Raw genomic sequence first — 21,621 nt, 5'->3', positions numbered from 1 at the left:
GAATTCACGAGTGATCGTTTTCTAAAATAGAAATTCTCATCTTATTTTGGGCTTCATAAGATGATAAACTACAATGCCCTTCGTTTAATAAGTTGGGTGAAGAATATTATAAAATGGAGGTAACTGGGAAAAAAGGGGGGACATGAATGGATTTAATAGAATTGATAAATTCAAACGGCTGGATTGTATCAATAATCACTTTAATTCTTGGCGCTTACATAAACTCATTATTCGCAAAACGTAGAGAGAATTTAATGAAAGTTGCTGATAAAAAGGGAGAATTTTATACACAATATTTAAATGTATTGCATGAATTTAACCCTAACTTTATGCAAAAAGATACAAATAAACGTTTTCTATTCTTTAAATATTTAAATGTATTATATGGTTCGAATGAGGTAATAGAGAAAATGGCAGTTTGTGAGAAAAATGGCATAAATAACAAAACTGAACAAGGTAAACAGGAATTGACTGAATTAGTAATAGCAATGAAAAAAGATATTGAAAAACCAAAACTTGCAAATAGGTGGTACAAGAAAACAAATAATAATAGAAAGCTAGAGAAAGACATCAAAGATCTACTTTTGAATACAGCAAGATAACAGATGAAAAGGAAGGGAATTGACTTATGTTTGATTAACAGAGATTATGAAGGAAAGAGAAATGACTGACAATAAGGTTCTTCGTATATTCAATGCTTATACGCTTTATGAAGAAGATATGACTGATTGAAAGGCATTGAATCGTTGTTTTGACCAGGGAAATATTGAAATTGTAATTAATCTAGCAGCGCAAGCAGGAGTTCTCCAGAAAAAGAAGGATTCTAGTTTTTTTGTCGAATTTTTATTAAAGAGCAAATAACACTGTAATTTCTTATCGCTTCATTAAATCCATGTCAAATACTCCAATTTAGCAATTCGCACGTCACAGACAGTTTTACTTTGCCAGCAGAGCAGAGGATGACTTGTTAATGGGAAATGTCACCTTACCTAAAGAAGTATAAAATGTTTTTCGTGCAAATTCAGAAATATTGATATGGGGGATGAAATTATGTCGAAACAGGTGATGTTATGCAAGCTAATTCAGCACCTCTAACTGATGCAATTATTATAGCAGTATCACGATTATTAGATGATTCGCAAAAGCAACGTAAACGTGAGCCTACCCATTCTGATTTAAGTTTTTTATTTTCACGTGTAGGATTAACTCATATGGATCCAAAGGCTAATGGACAAACGGTTGGCAAAGCTAAAAGAGTACGAGCAGTACTGAGTTCAGCTTTAAATAATGATATACATGCTGGGGAATTGTTAATAAAATATCTGATAGACACTATTAAAGGGTTTGGTGGTTTTAGAAAAGAATCATTGAACTTTGTAGGTCAAGAAGCAATTGAAAATGCTACTTCTGTTTTTAAATCTGAGGGATATGTATTATCGTCTGACGGTGATTTACATCCGTTGGTTCTTGATAACCTAACTGAAAAGGGACTTACCCAAGCCTTAGTGTCATATGTGAAAAGAGCAAGGAAAGGTTCACTTGATGCTGCACTTTTAGCAGGTACGGGTAAAGATTTGCTAGAAGCCGTAGCAAAACATGTATTACAAGTTAAGTGGGGTCAGAATAGCTTTCCAAAAAACTTTCCCACATTATTAGGTCAAGCATTTACCGCTTTAGATATGTACACACCAAGTAAAAATGGTGATTCTAAACTATCAGCCATTAAGCGATATGAAAGTTCACTTTATCAATTGGGATGTTCTGTTAATACATTAAGAAATAAAGAAGGAACAGGACATGGCAGGCCTTTTTTAGCATCTATAAGTGATGAAGATGCACAAAATGTCGTTCAATCTATAGGTGTTGTTTCAGATTACATGCTACGCAAATTAGAAGATTTACATCTTGTTAATATTGGAAAATAACCAAGAGGTGATTTAAATCCAGTTAACTGAAAAACAAATATCATTACTTACTAAAGAAGGGTATATAGCATCAACATCGATAGGCAGTGGACTGACTTCATTAAGAAAATCAGGTGTCCATGATAAAGGGCAATACTATCAAGCATTTTTTCAACTGACAATTGGAATAGAACGGTTAATGAAGCTAATTGTAATTCAAAATTATAGGGGTGAAAACAATCGCTTCCCAGATAATAAGACAATGAAAGCCTATGGGCATAATATAGAAATTATGTATAGGGATATCCAGGCGAATTCAGATATTAACTTAAATCCCGATAAAGGCTTGGATGAGAGCCTCCTTACTGAGATTATAAATTTTTTGTCAAGCTTTGCAAATCGATCTCGCTACTATAATTTAGACTACCTTACTGGACAAACTGGAATTGAAGATCCGCTAGTTGAATGGTCAAAAATACAAGAGAAAATATATAATAGGCACTGTATTAAAAAGAAAAAAGGAATTCCAAATTCACATGTAGAAAGTGTTGTATGGGTTTATAGCGAAACAAATGAAATTATTGATGATTTTAATGATTTATTATTTGAAACAGAAAAAATACAACGCGTTCAAGGACATATAGTTTTCTATGTTTATACAATTATTTGTAATTTAGCCGAGATATTGGAACGTCTTGAATTTAAACATAATTTATTTCCTTTTTTAAGAGAATTTTTCACTTCTTATAATAGTAATATGAAAAAAAGTGATGTGATAAAAAAGAGGCTTTGGATATAATTTATCCTAATCTCTATAGACGTCTGACTATACTGGGAGGGACACTATTTGAGTAAGTTCTATGTAACCATAGAAGATAAAATTGCTTTGTCTATCAAATCCACGGAAGTAACAAGTATTAAGGGCCAGATTGATTTGAACATTGATGCCGCTCGGGGAAAACATTTTTTCCATAGCTGTATTCAGACAGCGAAGGGTATGGTAATGATGCCGGTGTCTATGAATGCTGTATCATGGCATGGTTTCTATTTATATAAAGATTGTCAAATGAACTTACCCACCATACATTTTAAAAATGAACAGAAAAGGAAACGAAAAAAGAATAAAATTCACCAAGATACTAAAATCCCGGTTAGACATAATGGCACAATCAATGCTGAGCAGATTTTTGCATTTCCTTTATGCAGCTTATACATTCCCTCATCATTTAATTTGGCAAATGGACAAAATATTAATCGGGTAAAGAAATATGAAACATCCCTTATTAATTTGCAAAAAAATAAAGCTGCAAGAATTGATATTTTTATTCTGCCGAGCGGAATATCTTTTGATCAGTTTTTAAATATGACAGTGTCCGTTAGCTATTTTATGGCCGATATAAGTATGTTTGATAAGTCAGTTAATGGAGAGTTTAGGGAATTGCCTGTTTCGCCTTTTGGACCTGATGTGCAATTTGTCTCCGTGAAAGTAGGACAACATGAATTTTTTGCACGGATTCTATATACGGACAAAACCAGGGAACCACTAAATGATACTTATAGCATTTTATTACATGACCCAAATGATGCTTATGAGATGCTTGTAAACCGCAAAATTGGTTATCCAACTTCTGATCAAGTAGAAATGAGGGATCTCAGTAAGGTTCATACACAGGAGCTAAAATGTCTTACCAAACATTATTGTTAATACAGGAACAGTTGTGGAATATATTAACGTGAATAAAGATTAAGCACATATATCTCCTAATGAACCTTAAACAGTTAGACTGTCATTTTTAAGTTGGTGGCACAGGCTGGTGTCCGTTATTCTATTGACCCGGATGTGTAAATCCAGAGCAATCTCATTGGCTTCTATAAACATCCTGGAAGCCTGCAGACACCGGTTAATCATCTGGCTTTACGGTTTACGGGCCAATGGGGCGTCCGGATATGGCTTACTTCGGTTTCACGAATAAGTATTTTGCAGGCGAACCGATTAAGATCTTTAACAATGGCGATTTTGACAATGATCTGTATCGCGATTTCACATACATTGATGATATAGTCATGGGCATGGAACGGCTAATGGAGAATCCACCTGAGGGAGAAGAGGGCGCACCACACCGAATCTTTAACATCGGCAACAACAGCCCGGAGAAACTGATGACGTTCATCGCTGCCCTGGAAAAAGCATTAAGCCATGCATTTGAAGTAGAATTCAACAAAGTCTATGAACCGATTAAGCCAGGGGATGTGCCGGCAACCTATGCATTGATGGATTTGCTTTATCAGGCAGTCGGCTATAAACCAGAAACATCCATCCAAGACGGCCTGTAGAAATTCGCCGATTGGTATGTCGATTATTATCAAAAGAAATAAGGCAGGTTTTAATACTGAACCATATCCCCATGCCTTTGAATAGGACTATTGTCGCAATAAGAGGCTGAGCCATTTGACGGGTTAGGGATCTCAGTGGAACAACCAACCGAAACTTGAAGAAAATATATGTTATCATACAGGGGAAATAGGAGGAATACACAAATGAAAATCGCAGTCGCAGGGACAGGCTATGTCGGCTTATCCAACGCCGTCTTGCTCGCCCAACATAACGAAGTCGTCGCATTCGACATCATGCAGGAAAAAGTCGATATGATCAACAATCAGAAGTCACCAATTGTCGACAATGAAATAGAAGACTTCCTCGCCAACAAGAACTTGAATCTGACCGCCACCACAGATCATGAGGAAGCCTTTGCCGACGCGGACTATGTCATTATATCCACACCGACCAACTATGATCCGGATCAGAACTATTTCGACACATCAACCGTCGAAAGCGTCATCGGCAACACCCTGGACACCAATCCAGATACCGTCATGGTGATCAAATCGACCATTCCGGTTGGCTACACGAAAGAAACCAATGCCAAATTTGGGACAAACAATATCATCTTCTCACCCGAATTTTTACGGGAAGGCAAAGCATTATACGATAATCTATATCCATCACGCATCATTGTCGGCGAGAAGTCCGACCGCGCCAAAATATTCGCTGACCTTCTCGTCCAAGGCGCCGAGAAGGAAGATATCGATGTACTATTCACCAACTCAACCGAAGCCGAAGCCATCAAGCTATTCGCGAATACATACCTCGCCATGCGTGTCGCTTTCTTTAACGAACTGGACTCGTATGCCGAAGTACGCAACCTGAACACGCAGCAGATCATCGACGGCGTCTCTCTTGACCCGCGCATCGGCAGCCATTACAACAACCCGTCCTTTGGCTACGGCGGCTACTGCCTGCCAAAAGACACCAAACAGCTCCTCGCCAACTACGAGGACGTACCAAACAACATTATGCAAGCCATCGTGGACGCCAACCGCACACGCAAGGATCATGTAGCCAATATGATCATCGAACGCAACCCAGATGTCGTCGGCATTCACCGCCTAACCATGAAGACAGACTCCGACAACTTCCGCCAATCTGCTATACAAGGTGTCATGAAGCGTATTAAGGCGAAGGGCATTGAAGTGGTCGTGTATGAACCGGCATTGAAAGAGGAGACATTCTACAACTCCCGAGTCGTGAACGACTTTGAGGAATTTAAGGATTTGGCAGATGTTATCGTGGCAAACCGGATGACGGATGATTTGAAGGATGTTGAAGAGAAGGTATATACACGGGATTTGTTTAGTCGGGATTGATGGTAGTATTTTGTGGCACCCCTGAAGGGGTGCTTAGTGTATATAATATTTAGTCTTTTATCCAATTGTTATTGATTTCATTTCATCATGCAGGAATTTGTTGATTCATATCGAATTAATAGATTGTAAGATAAGTGATTTTGCTGAATGAAAGCGAATTCATTTTAATGAGGAGGGACGAGCTTTATGAAATTAGTTAAATTTCTTATATCAAACTTCAGAGGAATTTCTGGGGATGTTGATTTTCCAGGTGTGGAAATCGATTTCGATGACATTAACTTAATATTTTTAATTGGCCAAAACAATACTGGTAAATCATCTGTTCTTAGTGCATATGAGTACTTTGTTAAGTCTAATACACCCGCAGAAGAAGGAGATTTCCATAATCAAAATGACAAACCAATCAGTATTGAAGCGTGGATAGAAGCTGAAAATGATTCAGATTTTGAACACCAAGCAATGAAAACATCAATGAATCCTGAAACTGGAATAGCAAGATTTAGAAAAGTGTGGAATAATAAGAATGAAAAGGGTATTAAATACACCTATAATTTTAAAGAAGAAAAATGGGCGGAAGGGGGTGGTGGCGGATTTGATTCCATCCTTCAAAATGCTTGTCCAGAGCCTATTTGGCTAAAAGGACTAGATTCTGTTGAGCTCGTTTTGGAGAAAGTCCAGAAGCTAGTAAAGGAAAAAGTATTGGATAACGCTTCTGAATTAGAGCGTTTCAAATACATAAAAACAGAACTAGAGGAATTACGTAGGGAAGTTATGGCAACTGATTTCTCACAAAAGGTTGAAGGACGACTTAATGACCTTATGCAGGAAACGTTTCCGGATCTTTCAGTTTCATTATTTGGAGAGGAAAAGGATGATCTGGGGAAAAAGCTATCTAACTTCATAAATACTGATATAAGATTTTCTAACCAAGGCTTTCCTGTACATATGAGTAACCATGGACATGGTATAAGGAGACAATTTTTGTTTAATGCGTTAAGAGGACTAAATCATGTTTTTTCCGAACTTGAAAAATCGAAGAAACAAAGAGATGACGAAGTAATTGAAAATATTGACCAAATATCTGCACAACATAAAAAGAAAATGTTACTAATTGAGGAACCAGAGCTTTTCTTACATCCTCAATCTATAAGAATGTTTACAGATGTACTTTATGAGTTATCCGAGGGATCAGAATTTCAGATAATGGCTGCTACCCATTCCCCAATCATAGTAGATTTAAGTAGAGATCACACTACCTTATTAAGAACTAAAATGGAGAAAAATGGGGAAATAAAATTACACCAAGTTAGAAACAATATTTTTGATGAAAATGAAAAAGAAAGACTAAAAATGCTAAATTCATTCAATCCCTATGTATGTGAAGCATTTTTTAATGAAAATGTCATACTTGTTGAAGGTGATACCGAAGCTATTATCTATAGGAGACTAATAGACAAGTTTGTTGAAAAGGAAAAAATAAAGCTAATAAATGCTCCATTAGTAGTTAATTGCGGTTCAAAAATGAATATTCCATCGTTTCAGAAAGTATTACGGCATTTTGGTATAGAATATTTTGTTATTCATGACTTAGATCACACTTTTAATAAAAATGGAACTCAAAATGCCGCTTGGGCACTTAATGAAAAAATTTATAATGAAATACTTGAATATGATAATTCAGTCAAGGCAAGAAGGTTCATTATGGAAAGGAACTTTGAATCCGCTCACCAGTACGAATATAAATCTAGTCTTGGGAAGCCTCTATCTGCATACCGGTTAGTTGATGATTGGGACATTGATGATACATCAATTCCCGCAATTCATGCATTACACGCATGTCTTAATTTCACTCGTGATTTTGCTGATTTTGATCAGGAATGGGTAAATGCAAGAAAAAGTTCAGCTACGCAAGAAGTGTGATTTCTTGTTTGCGTACTTGTTAGTCCTAAAAAGATGTATCAAAAACTTTCGTCAGAGGATTTGGAAATATGGATATGAAATTTTATATGAAAATGAAATTAAGGGTGGCTGAAGTATGTATGATTATATATCCTTATAAAATCGAAGAATGTGGTTTTTATAAAAGGGGAGAAAAAAAACCGGAGTTTGGAGAACCTTCTCATTTAATAAGAGATTTTTTAAAGTGGCTTCACAGTAAAACCAGTATATTAAGCACAGCAACTTTTGATTCTAGCGAAGATAATATACGACGTGTTTTTTGTATAGAGACAGTTTCAGATGAAAAAGAAGAAAGTTATGGGGTTGTTCTCTGGAATGAAATACCACAACATGAAGAGGGTGTTTCATTTATTCCTTTGAAGAGTAAGATTGGCAACGTTAAAGCTAGTACAATAGAAACTTCTGAAGAATCAATCCCTGGTTGGCCTACTTATCTTTGGTTTGTACCCAAAAAGTCTCTAGTTGTTTCCTTAGTTCCAGATAATATGAGAGGGTTTCGGAGTTCAGGTATAAAACAGGCGAGGAAATATTTCGAGAACTTTTTGTACTATAAAAGTTCGTATGTGGTTAAAGAGAATACCCATGAAGACCAACAAGAAATTGAGCATAATATTATCGGTTGGAGAAAACAAAAAAAATGAGGAACCTCGTAAAAATCTATATGGCAAATTTCGTACTAAGGAATTACATTTACCAGGCTATATTGATCAAATCCGTAGTAGGTGTAATGATATACGTAAATTGATTATAAATACAAAAATAAATCTAGAAGTTCCAGAAATGCAAACAATTCTTGACTCACTAATGTTATGATAGGCTTAACTGATGAGGAGAAAGATGGAAGACAATATCAAATATCGACTGAAATGGATTGGAGCCAATAGAGACAATTTAGAGCAGTTATTCATGGAAAGGAAAGTTTAATATGAGAATATGAGTTATGATGTAGGTGTTAAGTTTAAAGGAGAATCAGCAAAAATACATTGGTTTGGTAAGTCGAGAGGGAAATCAGAGTATGAATTACCACCGCAGTTACATGGTGAGGTTTTGTGGACAACAGACCAGCTGCGACAGGTGTGGAGTCTGGTTAGCAATAGAGTATATGAAACTTTAGGGAGAGCCGAAAAATGAAAAGAACGTTACTTATTGTAGTAAGTTTAATCTTCTCGGTTCTTAGTGCGAGTTACTTTCGATTTGTGCCTATTACTGATCAATTGTCCTTAATTACGGACTTGTTACAAGTGTCTTCAATTTTATTTGCAATTCTTGGTGTTTGGGTTGCTGTTTTGGACCCTACTACACTGTTAAATAAGGTCCCTACAAGTGAAATAACACCGCGTAGCAAATTGGCAATGGATTTTGTACCATTGCTAATTGTAGCTACTTTGGTATTTTTATCAGTTGTCTTAATTAAATTTATAACCCCTCTTTTAAGTGTCTTATTGATTCCCTCAGAACAACTTATCCCTATTTATCGTATTCTTTATGGATTTGTGATAACTATATTATTTTTAGCAGAAATCTGGGTTATTATCGGTACATTAATGCCACTTACTAAAGTTTTAAAAAAGAAACGGTATGATAATATAAAAAAAGAAAATCGTGATTAATGTAGTATATTTATTTTATTTTTATAGTTCATGTCGATTTCTCTACATTTGCTTATGGGTGAGAAAGATAACTCCACATCCGAGGAGATTTTTCAACAAAACGCTTGGTGGATTTTTTATATGTATATAAAAGACCCCAATCTACACTTGACCCAAAGGAAAAAATTCTATGGACAGTACAGGGTTTGACATGGCACTTCTTGTTCGTTATAGAAACCGGACGCAAATGTCTTTAATCAGGTACCTTAATATGTCCAATAGCAGCATTATAAAGTATTTAATCGTCCGCTTTTTGTGGGCGATTTTTAATCTGGGCTATCTTCCAAATCAATTATTTCTCTAATATCCTCAATTTTAAGGGCTTCCGCTATTTTCTCTACATGTCTGAAATTAATACTCTCACGTTTTTGATTAGATAATTCACTTAGCGCAGCATGACGAATATCTGATAACCGCGACAGTTCTCGTAAGGAGATGTCGTGCTTCCTCAGTAGTTCGTCTATTTTAATTATAACTTTTTTCTCCATACTTTTCCCTAATTTCATTAAAATGGTTGACTTACAGAAAATTTATCATATAATACATTTAAGTGTGGTACGTTATTACGTAACACCAGTTATTATTTACTTTTCTCATTTATTGTTTGCTTTAACCGTAAGAACACAATGAACAGAAAACTTGGTTAATTTAAAATCCCAATTGAGGAGGGCAATTATATGGAAAAGGGAACAGCGGTGAAACAAAATATTTTGGAAGAACTACATACAAAATGGATCCTGACCGACATGAAACATCAACTTCTCCAGACTGCTTGTCATTTAATCGATGATGAGGTATATACCAAAAAACATGCCGTCCATGCTTTGATGGAAGTTGTCGCATTAATTGAATTGGAAGAAAAAAAGATTCGTCCGGATGATGTAAGGAATCAGAGCCTGTGAATGATGCGGACAGGGATTGTGAGTAAAATTAATATGATTGAGATGCCGCAGTCCCTTGAAAGTAACATAAATACATCATTTGATGCATAACCATGTGTGCTGCGGGGAGCAGCGACATGGTGGCTTCTCCAGCACCCCCATATTTTGCAGTGAAGACGACTGTTTACCAAAGAAACTAAGCAATTCCACGCCAACCAAGATGCTATCCAAATAACATCATCCGAGCCAATGTGGATGTTAATCGAGTCATTGGGAAAATACTAGCAGCAGAATTATATGTCGCCAAGGATGAGTTCCTGTCACTCCCTGATTACAGCCAATGAAATGTACCACCTGTGACATTTTATTTACCAACGAATGACAAGAAATGTACCACTGAATGACAACTTTTTATCAGTCTTTATACAGAATACTAGACTCTTATGAAATGGTGGCGGACTATCGGATTCGTACTGCTTCTGGCAAAGTAGAGTGAGACTTTTCCTGCGTGGTATAGTATATTGGCATCACTTGGTAAATTGTTTGTCAAACACTGGTACAAAGGATGGCAGAGGTGGTAAAAAACGTTGGCCGTAATCAACAGATACAAGAAGAAGAAAACTGATAAAGAAGAACGCTGTTTGCTCCTTGAAGAATCGTGGGAAGCTAAGCGCCGCAAAGCCCGGTTGGCTGTCAAAACTCTTTGGAAAAAAACACCCTCCTAAATATAGAAAGGTGCTTTCGGGATATGGTGGCAACGATCCCTATTTTCCGGACCATTTGGTTAAAATAAGCCGATAATATTTCAAGGATTTTCCAAGGGATTGTTGCCATGATCTTTTTAGCTTATAAATCACGAAATCTTTAACTATTGGTTTTTATATTCAATTGGATTCTCTTTACGGTATTCTTCATCGATTATTATGATTGGTTTAATGGTTTCTCCACTTGATGAATCGGCAGCTGCTTCATTGATTTCTTCAAATCGGTAAAATCCCAGCAGTTTATCAAATGGGAATCTTCCATTTTTAAAGTACTCGATTAGCTTAGGGATTGCTAATTGAGGTACTGCATTACCCATTTTTACGCCGTGAATCTTACGGGCACCTAATAATAATTCTTGGGTGGTATTAATTTGAGTTTTACTACCGGTCATAGCTACTGGAGCACTTTCTCCTCCGATTGCCAAGACCGTAATAGACGATTCAATAACTTCAGGTACACCTGTCGTATCTACAGAATAATTAACTCCTAATCCATTTGAAATCTCATCTATACGCTCCACTAAATTCTCATTTTTACTATTGATTAGATGGGTTGCTCCCAACTCTTTCGCTATCTCCAAGCGGGAATCATGAATATCCACCGCAATGATTGGATAACAACCTTCAATTACAGCAGTCATAAGCGCACTGAGTCCCACAGTTCCTGTTCCAAAAATAGCAATGGACGAGCTTGTCTCTGGCTTTAGGCTGTTGGTTATAGTACCAAAACCTGTTAAAAATCCGCACCCTAAAGGGCCTAATTTACGTAAATCGGCATCTTTATCAACCTTAATTAAATTATTTTCATTTGTAACTGTATAAGTGGAAAATGCCCCTTGTGCTTGCAGGTCATGTACGATTGTTCCATCTTCGTTATGAAACTTATACTCTCCACTTTGTCCAGGACCATCAGAAACATTAAATTCATTATAATGGTCGCATAATGATGGGTATCCGGTTCTACAACTTGAACAATGTCCACAATAATCGTACGCCATCACTACTTGATCCCCTACTTCAAAATTTTTGACACCGCTTCCAACTTCCTGAATAATGCCTGCCCCTTCATGTCCCAAAACTGTTGGAAGTGGAAATTCACTTTTGCCTATTCGAAAGGTCTCATCCGACTGACAAACACCACTTGCAACCATTTTGACAAGGACTTGGTTTGTTCCAACTTTGTTAAGGTCCAAGCTTTCAAACTTATAATTATCATTTACAGCATTAACTACAGCAGCTTTAGTCTTCATATACATACTCCTCATATTAAAAAAATTTTAAATTCTTTACTAAAACTATACTTTTAACATCTCTTAGGCACTACCTGTTAATCATAAACTATGAGCCTCTGTTCTATTTAATTAAGATCTATCCATATATTTTTTGTTTCTGTGTAAGCGTCGATGGAAGCAGCGCCATTTTCTCTCCCCTGACCGCTATGTTTATATCCGCCAAACGGTGAATTAGGCTCTGTAATGTTGTACGTATTAACCCAAATATTACCAGTTTTCATCGCGCCAGCTACTTTATGTGTCTTTTTGAGATTTGTTGTACAAATCCCGCCGCCTAAACCATATTCAGTTTTATTGGCTAAGCGAATTGCTTCATCTTCTCCTTCAAATGGAATTGCTGAAACAACGGGACCAAAGATTTCTTCTTTTGCGATAGTCATGTCATTACTTACATTTGCCATTACCGATGGTTTAACAAAGTACCCTTTACTTAAATCTCCATCAGTCAGATCCCCTCCGACAAGCATTTCTGCGCCTTCTTTCTGTCCAATATCCATATAATTCAAAACACTTTCTTTTGTTTTTCTGAAATTAATGGACCTATAACGGCTGATTCATCAAAACCATTTCCAACCTTATAATTCTTCGAGTATTCAGCTAAATCACTAAGGAATTTATCATAGATTCTCTTTTCAACAAATAGTCTTGATCCGGCAAAACATACTTGGCCTGTATTCCAGAAAACAGCATTAGCTGCATTTTGCAAGGCATTTTCATAATCTGCATCTGAAAAAATGATGTTTGCTGATTTACCTCCCAATTCTAAAGTGACTTTTTTAATATTCACCGCACTATTTTGTATGACTTTCCTTCCAACGGCTGTTGAACCAGTAAAAGCAATTTTATCGACATCCGGATGTGAGGATAATGCGTCCCCCGCAATGGTCCCATGTCCAGTAACAATATTTACAACTCCATCTGGAAATCCTGCCTCCTGAATAAGCTCCCTAAACGCAATTAAGCTAATAGGTCTCTCCGATGTTTTAATAACGACTGTATTCCTACTGCGAGTGTGCAGTATTTCATACTGCATTCATTAATGGTGCATTCCAAGGAACAATTCCTGCACACACCCCTAATGGTTCTCTTTTTGTATAGTTAAAAACTTCACCAGGTATGGAAGAATTGTATGTTTCTCCAGTTATTTTCGTTGCCCACCCCGCATAATACCTGAAATTATCAGCTGCAGCTGCTGCAAATCCGGTGGTAGTAGACAACGGCTGTCCATAGTCAAGTGTATCCAAATGTGCTAATTCTTCTGCATGTTCTTCAATTAAATCAGCAGTCTTTAACATCAGCTTTGCACGTTCATTTGGTTTAATTCTAGACCAAGGACCTTCTTCAAACGCTTTTCTTGCTTGAACGACTGCTTGATTGACATCCTCTTTGTTTGCTTCTGGAGCAGTTGTAGTTACCGTTCCATCAGCGGGATTCTTAATTTCTGTTCTTTCCCCGGATATAGCATCTACCCATTTGCCACCTATAAACATCTTTAAAGGTTTAAAAGCAAATTCTGCCGCTTTTGGATGCAAAGAAATCAACGTTGTCATAAAAAATCAATCCCCCTTGATAATAAGATTAATTAATTGCTAAATCCTTTCACGAATATATGATACAATATTTTTAATGATGACTATATTCCCAATTTAGTATATATAAGCTAATATAAAAGGAGTAGATATCATGGTCCAGACACCCATCCTTTCTGAGTATCTTTCACTGGTTAAAGAACAAAAAACACATGAAGGAAAATTTATTGCAATGCTTGAGGCTTTTTGGGTGCTTTCCGGTAGACCAATGCATTTTCTTTCAGATATTCTCCAATAGTTTCTGAAGGTGTTATTGCTATTGAAGTGGCCGGATGCATACATTCACGAGGACGGTATGATGTTCGAACAGTACCAGCCATTATGACTGGCATTCAGGAAAAAAGAGCTACATTTGTAAGTGGAAAAGATTTAATTAAAATTACCTCAAGTCACCATATTATTAGCAGTGAAATTACAGCTTTTTTAGTAATGCCTATTTTGCAAAGAGGAAATGTAATTGGATTTGTTTATAGCCATAAGTTCACAGATCAAAAGATGTTTGATGATGATCTACTCAACTCTATTTCTTTATATGGTGAAAAGGCAGGAGAATTGGTACGTGAAACATATGATGAGCAACAGCTTCTCAGCAAGCGAGAATTCGAAGTAATGAAAGGGGTTGCAAATGGGCTATTAACAAAGGAAATCGCCGAATCCTATTCAATTAGCGAATTAACGGTAAAACAGTATATAAAGCTTGCTAGAAATAAACTCAATGCATCCAACCGTGCTCACGCGGTGGCCAAAATGTTTCGTTTAGGAATTTTATAACTTAAGTTTACACCTTTATAACGCTAGTAAACGACTTATAGAAACATAGGTAAGTATCCTTTCGATATATCTTTTTATAGCAAATTCTTAGTATAAATAACACTCTCTCTTAGCTAAAAGCTGCAAACCGTATTATCACACATTAAACCCATCAGAAGCTGCCTAAATACCCATGTTTAAAAGGACATTTTTGAAATTGGTTAATAAAATTTATTTCTATTTATGTGTAATGGTATTCTGCAGAGACTTCAATTTTTATGGTAAAATTTGCAGGAGAGTCTAGATTTTTATGACGAATACGTAAGTAGGATATTGTTTGAAATTGGATATATCCATGTGTAATAAGATATGAATACTTTATGAAGGGGAATGAAGATGATTAAAAAAGTTGACATTATTGATTATGGACCATATCAAAATTTCTATTGGGATAAAAATATTGATCAGGAATTTGGTAATAGAAACATAATTTACGGTAGAAATTACTCCGGTAAAACCTGGATTCCCGCCATAACATAACGATAAATCAGGTGAAAATCCGATAATGTTGGGCTTCATGCCCATTTTTTATTGTTTTTATACTCGTTATGTGTTACAATATACATAACGAGGAGGCGGAAAAATGGCTATCGTCTATCAAACAGATAAGCGTTCAGGGATTACCTATGCGTATGAAGTCCATTTCATACTGGGACAAAGACAAGCGCCAATCCCGATCCAAAGGACCTTAATCGGACGGGTGGACAGTAAAACCGGAAAAATTGTCCCGACAGACGGCAGAGGACGGAAAAATAAAGAGGCGCATACCGTGGCAAAGAGAGGTCCTGTTCCATCTGTGCAAACGTCACGTTATTTTTACGGCGCTACTTATCTTCTGGATCAAATCGGTGCCAATACCGGGGTTACAGAAGACCTAAAAGCGTGTTTTCCCGACAAGTATCGCCAGATTCTATCCATCGCATACTATCTGGTCCTGGAGGACAGCGCTCCGCTCTACCGTTTTGAAAAATGGAGTCATTTACATAAACATCCTTACGGTCAAAACATCACGTCTCAGCGAAGCAGCGACCTGTTCGCGTCCATCACCGAAGACGCGAAATATAAGTTCTTCCAGCTGCAGGGAAAACGGCGGACGGAAAAGGAATTTTGGCCTATGGATATCACCACCATATCCAGCCAGTCCCGAACTTTTGAGACAGGTCAATACGGCTGGAATAAAGAAACCGATCACTGCCTCAGCTAAACTGGCGTTGTGTTCGGGCGAAACATCCAACCTGCCGTTTTTTATTATCGCAACTGGCCGGTAATATCCCGGATTCCAAGACCGTCAGAAAACTGCTTGCCGATTTGGATATGCTTGGCTTCTCCAAGGTGAAGCTGGTCATGGACAGAGGCTTCTACAGTCAGGAAAATATCAACGCTTTGTTGAAAAACCATCTGAAGTTCCTGGTCTCCGTTAAAATGTCTCTTACTTTCGTCCGGAAAGAACTGGATGCCATCTATGACGGCTTTCGATCGTTTGAACACTACAGTGAGAAATACGAGTTATATGCCCGCACGGTCCGGACAACGTGGCATTACGCAAGCAAACGTCCTTATAAAGGAGACGCCCTGACACAGTCCAGGCGTATGTACATTCACTTTTATTACAATATTGACCGGGCCGCGGAGGATGAAAAAGCATTTGACCGCAAGTTAATCACCTGCGTCGTGATTGGATCAGGGAAAAGGCTCCCGGAACATGAAAAGCAGTATCAAACGTATTTTGAGACAAAAACCACCCCGAAACGCGGGACAAAAGTCACCGTCAAAGAAGAGGCTGTCAACAAAGCCAAGCGATATTTTGGATATTTTGCGCTGATGACCAATGAAACGATGGGCGCCATCGCTGCATTGGAGCTTTACCGCAATAAGGACGTTGTTGAAAAAGCGTTCGGGAATCTGAAGGAACGGCTGAACATGCGCCGCACACTGGTATCATCCGAACAGAGTCTTGATGGGAAACTTTTTGTGGAGTTTGTGGCGCTCATCTATCTTTCTTATATCAAAAAACAAATGCAAGATACCGATTTATTAAAAAAATATACGTTACAGAGCGTGCTGGATCAACTGGATGTTATAGAATACTTTGAAGCGCCAGGGAAAGAACCGCGTATTGGCGAACTTCTTAGCAAGCAAAAAGAGATTTATGGAAAATTAGGTGTTACCCCGCCTACCTCGTTATGAGTAGGCGGGAATCCAGGGTAAAACTACTCTTTCTAGAATTCTTAGGAGTCTTGAAAAAAAGGAACATCATGAGGACTTTGAAAGTGGAAAATTTGACATTACTTTGGATGATGATCAAGTAATTAACGACATACAATTAGAACAATCTAATTTAAACGTTAGGGTTTATAATTCAGATTATAGGAAAGAAAATCTTAGTATACTATATGATAAGGAAGGTAATATTAGACCATTTACAATATTGGGTGAAAAAAATATTGAAATTGAAAAGGAAATGGATAATACAAATGAATTAATAAAAGGCTTGAATAAAGAATTAGGAAACATACAAGAAAAGACGGGGATTAGATGGGAAATTAAACAATTAGATGAAGCAATCCTCAAAACAGAAAATAACTTAAAGAAAAAATTCACGGAAAAGGCTAGTCAAATAAACAGGGACACTGAATTATTTAAATCGACACAGCAAAAGAAACAGTATAACAGAAACGATTTAGAAAAAGATGCAGAAATTGCTAAAACACTAACGGCAAGTGACAAACAAATGTACAAAAATACTCTTAATGATGAAATTAAGCCTATAATCGAAAAGAATGACCTTAAAGACAATGAAGAAAGTATATCTAGTATCACTAAAGAAACAAATGAGTTGTTATTGAAAGATGTAAAACCAAGCAATACTATTGACTATCTATTAGAAAACAATGAACTGCAGCAGTGGGTAAAAGAAGGGGCGGATCTCCATAGAGGAAAAAGGAATCGATGCGCATTTTGCCAGGGTAAATTAGACGATGAGTTGTGGAATAGAATTGACGAACATTTTACTAAAGAATCCGAGAAATATGCCGGGCAAATAAAGATATTATTAGATAAAGTGCAAAAATTATTGAGATATTGGGAAGATAAAACATTAGCAAATAAAGATCAATTTTACTCAAAATTTCATAACGAATATGAAAAAGTTAATGAACAATGGAGTCAACTCAGGACTCGACAGATTGAAAATTTAAAGTACATATTAGAAGTGCTTACAGAGAGGAAACAAGATATTTTTTCATCTGTAAATTTAGAATTAAACAAAATAAATGATATTTCGGATGAAGTAACACAATGTCTTGAGAAGTTTAGTGAGATTGTGGACAAAAATAATGCATACTCCGGTAATTTAGGGCATGAACAAGATAAGGCAAGAAATGAATTAAGATTAGATGAAATTCACACTTTCATGGAGGCTATTGACTACAAAAATCAACTAATAGATATAGGACATAAAAAGAAACAAAAAGAGGATAAGGATGAAAGGAAAGATGAGATCATTGGAGAAATTGAAAAATCCAAAAACTATATAAAGGGATTGGAAAGTCAAATAAATGATGAAGAGAAAGCTGTTAACCAGATTAATCTGTACTTAAAAAGCTTTTTAGGTCATCCGGAATTATCACTTGAAGTTGAGAAACAAAATGATGGAAAAGATAAGCATGCTAAGTTTAGTATTAAAAGAAATAATGAACCGGCTTATAATTTAAGTGAAGGTGAGCAAAGCCTCATTGCCTTTTGCTACTTTTTGGCGAATCTTAAAGACATTACAAATCCGGAAGAATATATTATATTTATAGATGATCCAATTAGTAGTCTTGATGGCAACAATTTATTTTATGTTTTTAGTTTGATTGATTCGGAAATTGCAAGTAAACATTATAAGCAAATTTTCATATCAACTCATAATCTTGATTTATTAAAATATTTGCACAGGATAAATACACCAACAAATAACAATAAATGGAATAACAAATTTTTTGTTATAGAGAAGCGAAGAGACATGGATAATAATTTAAATAGTAATATTATTGATATGCCGGATTACTTAAGAAAATATTCAACTGAATTCACATATTTATTTAAGCATATTGCCATAGTGGCAACTGAAGAACAAAATGATTCAAATAATCATACTTTTTATAGTTTCCCAAATACAGCTAGGAAGTTTTTAGAGAGCTATCTTTTCTTTCGATATCCTGATCATACATTGAAAAATGATAAAAGGTTAAAAAAGTTCTTTGGAGAAGGATTGGAAACTGTGTCTTTTATCAATCGGATTAATAATGAGTTTTCTCATGGTGAGAATCAGTTTGATAGATTGGAACGACCAATTGATATACCTGAATTTAAAAAAGACGCTCAGTTAATTTTAACAAGAATAGCAGAAAAAGATTGGGAACAGTTTAATTCCTTATGTAGTAGTGTAGGTTTAAATGCTGAAGAAGTAAGTGAGATTTATAATCATAGGGAATCGTATGAAAAAGAGTACTTAAAGTAACCTCTATACTTAGTATTTTAGAAATATTATATATCAAATCAGGGTTGCTGTACATAGTTGTTGTAAATTCCAAAATTGTAAATCATAAGGTCTTTGAGTGCCTAAAGTGTTGAATTTCAAAGTACTTTAAAGAGGATGGAGAAAATGTTATGAGTACGAAACGTTCAATTAAACTCGTAGATGATTTGCTTCAAAAAACTGAATCATTAAACTTTGAGGATCAAGAAAGTTTAGAAGAAATTACAGAGGAAGCTAAAATGCTTATTAGGAACCTTTTCGAAATTAACTCTGACTATTTAAGATCGGTTAATTCTACTTCATTCCATAGTCCTATTTTTCCTTCATCACCTGAAACTGATAGAACTATGTGGGACAATGGAAAAAGGAGCTATATTAGCATTTTTAAGGCAATGAAAAGAGAGTTAGAACTATTTGGTGATGAAGAAGAACAACAGGAGTCTAGTGTAGAAATAGATTTTAATGAGAAAAATGTTTTCATAGTTCATGGCCATGATGAAGCTATGAAGCAGACCATTGCCAGAACAGTTAGCCAGTTAAAATTAAATCCTATTATTCTTAGTGAACAAAATGATGATGGTAAAACGGTCATAGAGAAATTCGAGAGTCATGCAAGTGATAGTAAATTCGCTATTATTTTACTTTCACCTGATGATTTCGGTTATAAAAGATCAAATAGCCCAGAGACCGGGGCTTTTAGAGCAAGGCAGAACGTAATACTTGAGCTTGGTTATTTTATTGGCAAATTAGGTCGAAAAAATGTCATAGCTATTGTAAAAGACGATCCTTCCAGTCAATTAGAAGTACCATCAGATCTTGCCGGATTGATTTATACTCAATTTGATAATACAGATGGTTGGAAGTTAAAATTAGTAAAGCGATTAAAATCATGCGGATATAATGTAAGTGCTGATGATTTATAGCGTCGGGTGTCTGTCATTTCCAGTATTTTGTCATTTTATATAAACTGGACAGTCAAAAGTTCTAAAGTGTTAGGAAGCCCATGAATCGGCATCGATTTCAGGTATTTCCTGCTTTGAACGAATTATTTGCGTTACGGTTAAACGCGGGTTTCGCGCAAACATGATAAAAATAGACGTGCGTAAATAGACCCTTACTGTTGCTTCGGAAACCACCGACTTTGAAGGAGTTCTTAGATAGCGAAAGAACAAGCCGGGAACCCTACCTGAATAATGGACGGCAATCATCTGCAACATGCCCATAGCGGTACAGGCACACATAACATAGCCTTCAATTGCTTTTATCGTCAGCAGAATATTGGTACGTTCTTGTTCATTGGTAATTTGTTCTGCCGGTAGGGGATCTCCTTTTTTCGAATACCGATTCAATTTCGGCATGGACTTACTCCAGAAATGATAGCCAAACGCGTTTATTACCTGCTTCATCTCACGAAACATGGATTCAATCTTGAACCGGTGGCCATATAACTCAATGATGTCTGTTGCTTCCAAAGTTAGGTCGGTACTAACAAGAATGGATCGTTTGTTTCCCCATTGAACCAGCACAAAGCGCAGTTCCTGATACATTCCCTGGCCCCAAAGCAAATCGAGGCACAGAAACTGGACGGTCTCTTCCTTGCCGTACATCTTCACAGTGGCGGTTTGAAACGCTGGTTTACGACTATTGAATAGTTCTATCAGTTTGATTGTTTTGCCCTTCTTACGCGGACGTCCACGCCCCTTCTTTCGGGCTGGCGGATACTCATATGCCACCGCATTGCTTTTGACCTTCGTGACGATATGCATCGTTTCGGATAAATCCTGATTCCCTTTTTTCCATTGTATCAGCGCAGGAACTGTCAGGAAGTAGCGATCTAACAGGACAATGGACTTTCCGAATTGTGCAGAGGCGACAGCGGCCTGCTTAATCATCTGCACCACATGAGTGCCTTGATGTTCAGCAGTCTGTTCATTCGTATTTTCCCAATCCTGGAAGGTCTTCACACCATCCTGCAGATTGATGAACAGCGGAAGGCAGAACAATTTCTGAGACGACCCCATGAGGATACCAATGGCTCCGAACAGGTGACCAAAGATGTATTCTCCTTTGGAATTATTTTCGGATTCCTGGTGGAGTTTCTTGATTCCAGGCATCCGGCGTGCTTCCTTGGCATGCTTCATGCCGTCACCGACAAACACAAAAGCATGGTTTACAGTGTAGAGCGGAGCCACTCTCCGAACCACCTGAAACCACTTAAGCCGAAGCGAATGCAATGACCATGCGGAAGAATGAAAGAAATTAATTATCTTCTCATATTGACGGGGATGCAAGGAAAGATCCCGAATGACAGAGGTGACACCAAGGTGATCCGAGCGAATCATGAAGCCTACAATGATCACGACAAACCAGTTAAAGGAAGCTTGTCTCGAGAAACAGGAACGAAAATTATTTAAAATTGAATCAATAAATTTTAGCATAATGTGGTCAATCGCTAGAAAAAAAGGTATACTAATTATGTAACCCAATCAGCGATTTTTTGATCCTCCTTTCAGGCTTTAGACACCTTTAGGATATCACCAAATTGC

The 21,621-nt window shown here is 36.7% G+C and carries 20 protein-coding genes and 2 pseudogenes; 17 read left to right on the top strand and 5 right to left on the bottom strand.

Annotated elements, in window-relative coordinates; translation table 11 throughout:
• Nucleotides 1–146: 146 nt before the first annotated feature.
• The 9 genes and pseudogenes from Len3610_RS12475 (at nucleotide 147) to Len3610_RS12435 (ending at nucleotide 9,178) form a co-directional block, all read left to right on the top strand.
• Nucleotides 147–602 carry a hypothetical protein gene (locus Len3610_RS12475; protein ID WP_176448236.1) on the top strand — a complete coding sequence of 152 codons (456 nt, stop codon included), beginning with the start codon at nucleotides 147–149 and terminating at the stop codon, nucleotides 600–602.
• Nucleotides 603–1,070: 468 nt separating this feature from the next.
• Nucleotides 1,071–1,925 carry an abortive infection family protein gene (locus tag Len3610_RS12470; protein WP_176448235.1) on the top strand — a complete coding sequence of 285 codons (855 nt, stop codon included), beginning with the start codon at nucleotides 1,071–1,073 and terminating at the stop codon, nucleotides 1,923–1,925.
• Nucleotides 1,926–2,103: 178 nt separating this feature from the next.
• Complete coding sequence (locus tag Len3610_RS12465) at nucleotides 2,104–2,703, top strand: hypothetical protein (protein WP_176448234.1); 600 nt, start codon at nucleotides 2,104–2,106, stop codon at nucleotides 2,701–2,703.
• Between the two features lie 48 nt (nucleotides 2,704–2,751).
• Nucleotides 2,752–3,609 carry a hypothetical protein gene (locus Len3610_RS12460; protein WP_176448233.1) on the top strand — a complete coding sequence of 286 codons (858 nt, stop codon included), beginning with the start codon at nucleotides 2,752–2,754 and terminating at the stop codon, nucleotides 3,607–3,609.
• Between the two features lie 81 nt (nucleotides 3,610–3,690).
• Nucleotides 3,691–4,238, top strand: a pseudogene (locus Len3610_RS12455) (NAD-dependent epimerase/dehydratase family protein); the annotation flags it as partial.
• Nucleotides 4,239–4,442: 204 nt separating this feature from the next.
• Complete coding sequence (locus tag Len3610_RS12450; RefSeq protein ID WP_176448232.1) at nucleotides 4,443–5,609, top strand: nucleotide sugar dehydrogenase; 1,167 nt, start codon at nucleotides 4,443–4,445, stop codon at nucleotides 5,607–5,609.
• 186 nt (nucleotides 5,610–5,795) lie between these two features.
• Nucleotides 5,796–7,529, top strand: coding sequence for an ATP-dependent nuclease (locus Len3610_RS12445; protein ID WP_176448231.1), 1,734 nt, complete (start codon nucleotides 5,796–5,798; stop codon nucleotides 7,527–7,529).
• A 68-nt stretch (nucleotides 7,530–7,597) separates the two neighbouring features.
• On the top strand, nucleotides 7,598–8,209 hold the full coding sequence (locus tag Len3610_RS12440; protein WP_176448230.1) for a hypothetical protein: 612 nt from the start codon (nucleotides 7,598–7,600) through the stop codon (nucleotides 8,207–8,209).
• 486 nt (nucleotides 8,210–8,695) lie between these two features.
• Nucleotides 8,696–9,178, top strand: coding sequence for a hypothetical protein (locus tag Len3610_RS12435; RefSeq protein ID WP_176448229.1), 483 nt, complete (start codon nucleotides 8,696–8,698; stop codon nucleotides 9,176–9,178).
• Between the two features lie 305 nt (nucleotides 9,179–9,483).
• On the opposite strand, the gene Len3610_RS12430 is transcribed toward Len3610_RS12435, so the two are convergent.
• Nucleotides 9,484–9,705, bottom strand: coding sequence for a helix-turn-helix domain-containing protein (locus tag Len3610_RS12430; RefSeq protein WP_176448228.1), 222 nt, complete (start codon nucleotides 9,703–9,705; stop codon nucleotides 9,484–9,486).
• Nucleotides 9,706–9,894: 189 nt separating this feature from the next.
• On the opposite strand from Len3610_RS12430, the gene Len3610_RS12425 reads away from it, so the two are divergent.
• Together Len3610_RS12425 and Len3610_RS12420 are read left to right on the top strand one after the other, a co-directional pair.
• Nucleotides 9,895–10,119: a hypothetical protein gene (locus Len3610_RS12425; RefSeq protein WP_176448227.1), complete on the top strand. Its 225-nt coding sequence runs from the start codon at nucleotides 9,895–9,897 to the stop codon at nucleotides 10,117–10,119.
• 566 nt (nucleotides 10,120–10,685) lie between these two features.
• On the top strand, nucleotides 10,686–10,823 hold the full coding sequence (locus tag Len3610_RS12420; RefSeq protein ID WP_176448226.1) for a hypothetical protein: 138 nt from the start codon (nucleotides 10,686–10,688) through the stop codon (nucleotides 10,821–10,823).
• Nucleotides 10,824–10,966: 143 nt separating this feature from the next.
• Here the strand turns inward: Len3610_RS12420 and Len3610_RS12415 are convergent, their stop codons facing one another.
• The 3 genes and pseudogenes from Len3610_RS12415 to Len3610_RS21015 form a co-directional block, all read right to left on the bottom strand.
• Complete coding sequence (locus Len3610_RS12415) at nucleotides 10,967–12,112, bottom strand: NAD(P)-dependent alcohol dehydrogenase (protein WP_176448225.1); 1,146 nt, start codon at nucleotides 12,110–12,112, stop codon at nucleotides 10,967–10,969.
• 107 nt (nucleotides 12,113–12,219) lie between these two features.
• A pseudogene (locus Len3610_RS12410) lies at nucleotides 12,220–13,187 on the bottom strand (aldehyde dehydrogenase family protein).
• The gene (locus Len3610_RS21015; protein ID WP_255259595.1) at nucleotides 13,177–13,704 is read right to left on the bottom strand and encodes an aldehyde dehydrogenase family protein; all 528 of its coding nucleotides are present in this window, start codon (nucleotides 13,702–13,704) and stop codon (nucleotides 13,177–13,179) included. Before Len3610_RS21015 ends, Len3610_RS12410 begins: the two are co-directional and overlap by 11 nt.
• Before the next feature lie 133 nt (nucleotides 13,705–13,837).
• Here Len3610_RS21015 and Len3610_RS12405 point away from each other — a divergent pair, with 133 nt between their 5' ends.
• The 6 genes from Len3610_RS12405 (at nucleotide 13,838) to Len3610_RS12385 (ending at nucleotide 19,998) form a co-directional block, all read left to right on the top strand.
• On the top strand, nucleotides 13,838–13,981 hold the full coding sequence (locus tag Len3610_RS12405; protein ID WP_176448224.1) for a hypothetical protein: 144 nt from the start codon (nucleotides 13,838–13,840) through the stop codon (nucleotides 13,979–13,981).
• An 83-nt stretch (nucleotides 13,982–14,064) separates the two neighbouring features.
• The gene (locus Len3610_RS12400) at nucleotides 14,065–14,514 is read left to right on the top strand and encodes a response regulator transcription factor (RefSeq protein WP_176448223.1); all 450 of its coding nucleotides are present in this window, start codon (nucleotides 14,065–14,067) and stop codon (nucleotides 14,512–14,514) included.
• A gap of 622 nt (nucleotides 14,515–15,136) precedes the next feature.
• Complete coding sequence (locus tag Len3610_RS20295) at nucleotides 15,137–15,757, top strand: hypothetical protein (protein WP_217994026.1); 621 nt, start codon at nucleotides 15,137–15,139, stop codon at nucleotides 15,755–15,757.
• Nucleotides 15,758–15,867: 110 nt separating this feature from the next.
• Nucleotides 15,868–16,740 (top strand): IS1634 family transposase, encoded by an 873-nt coding sequence (locus tag Len3610_RS20290; protein ID WP_255259594.1) that lies wholly within the window; start codon nucleotides 15,868–15,870, stop codon nucleotides 16,738–16,740.
• A 10-nt stretch (nucleotides 16,741–16,750) separates the two neighbouring features.
• Nucleotides 16,751–19,057: an AAA family ATPase gene (locus Len3610_RS12390; protein WP_176449661.1), complete on the top strand. Its 2,307-nt coding sequence runs from the start codon at nucleotides 16,751–16,753 to the stop codon at nucleotides 19,055–19,057.
• Between the two features lie 149 nt (nucleotides 19,058–19,206).
• Complete coding sequence (locus Len3610_RS12385; protein WP_176448222.1) at nucleotides 19,207–19,998, top strand: TIR domain-containing protein; 792 nt, start codon at nucleotides 19,207–19,209, stop codon at nucleotides 19,996–19,998.
• A 69-nt stretch (nucleotides 19,999–20,067) separates the two neighbouring features.
• Here Len3610_RS12385 and Len3610_RS12380 read toward each other — a convergent pair whose 3' ends face one another.
• A complete protein-coding gene (locus Len3610_RS12380) occupies nucleotides 20,068–21,513 on the bottom strand; it encodes a transposase (protein ID WP_217994025.1) in 1,446 nt (481 codons plus the stop codon).
• Between the last annotated feature and the right edge of the window lie 108 nt (nucleotides 21,514–21,621).

The sequence above is a fragment of the Lentibacillus sp. CBA3610 genome (assembly GCF_013373365.1).
Taxonomy (GTDB): Bacteria; Bacillota; Bacilli; order Bacillales; family Amphibacillaceae; genus Lentibacillus.
This window is presented reverse-complemented; position numbering and strand designations above follow the sequence as displayed.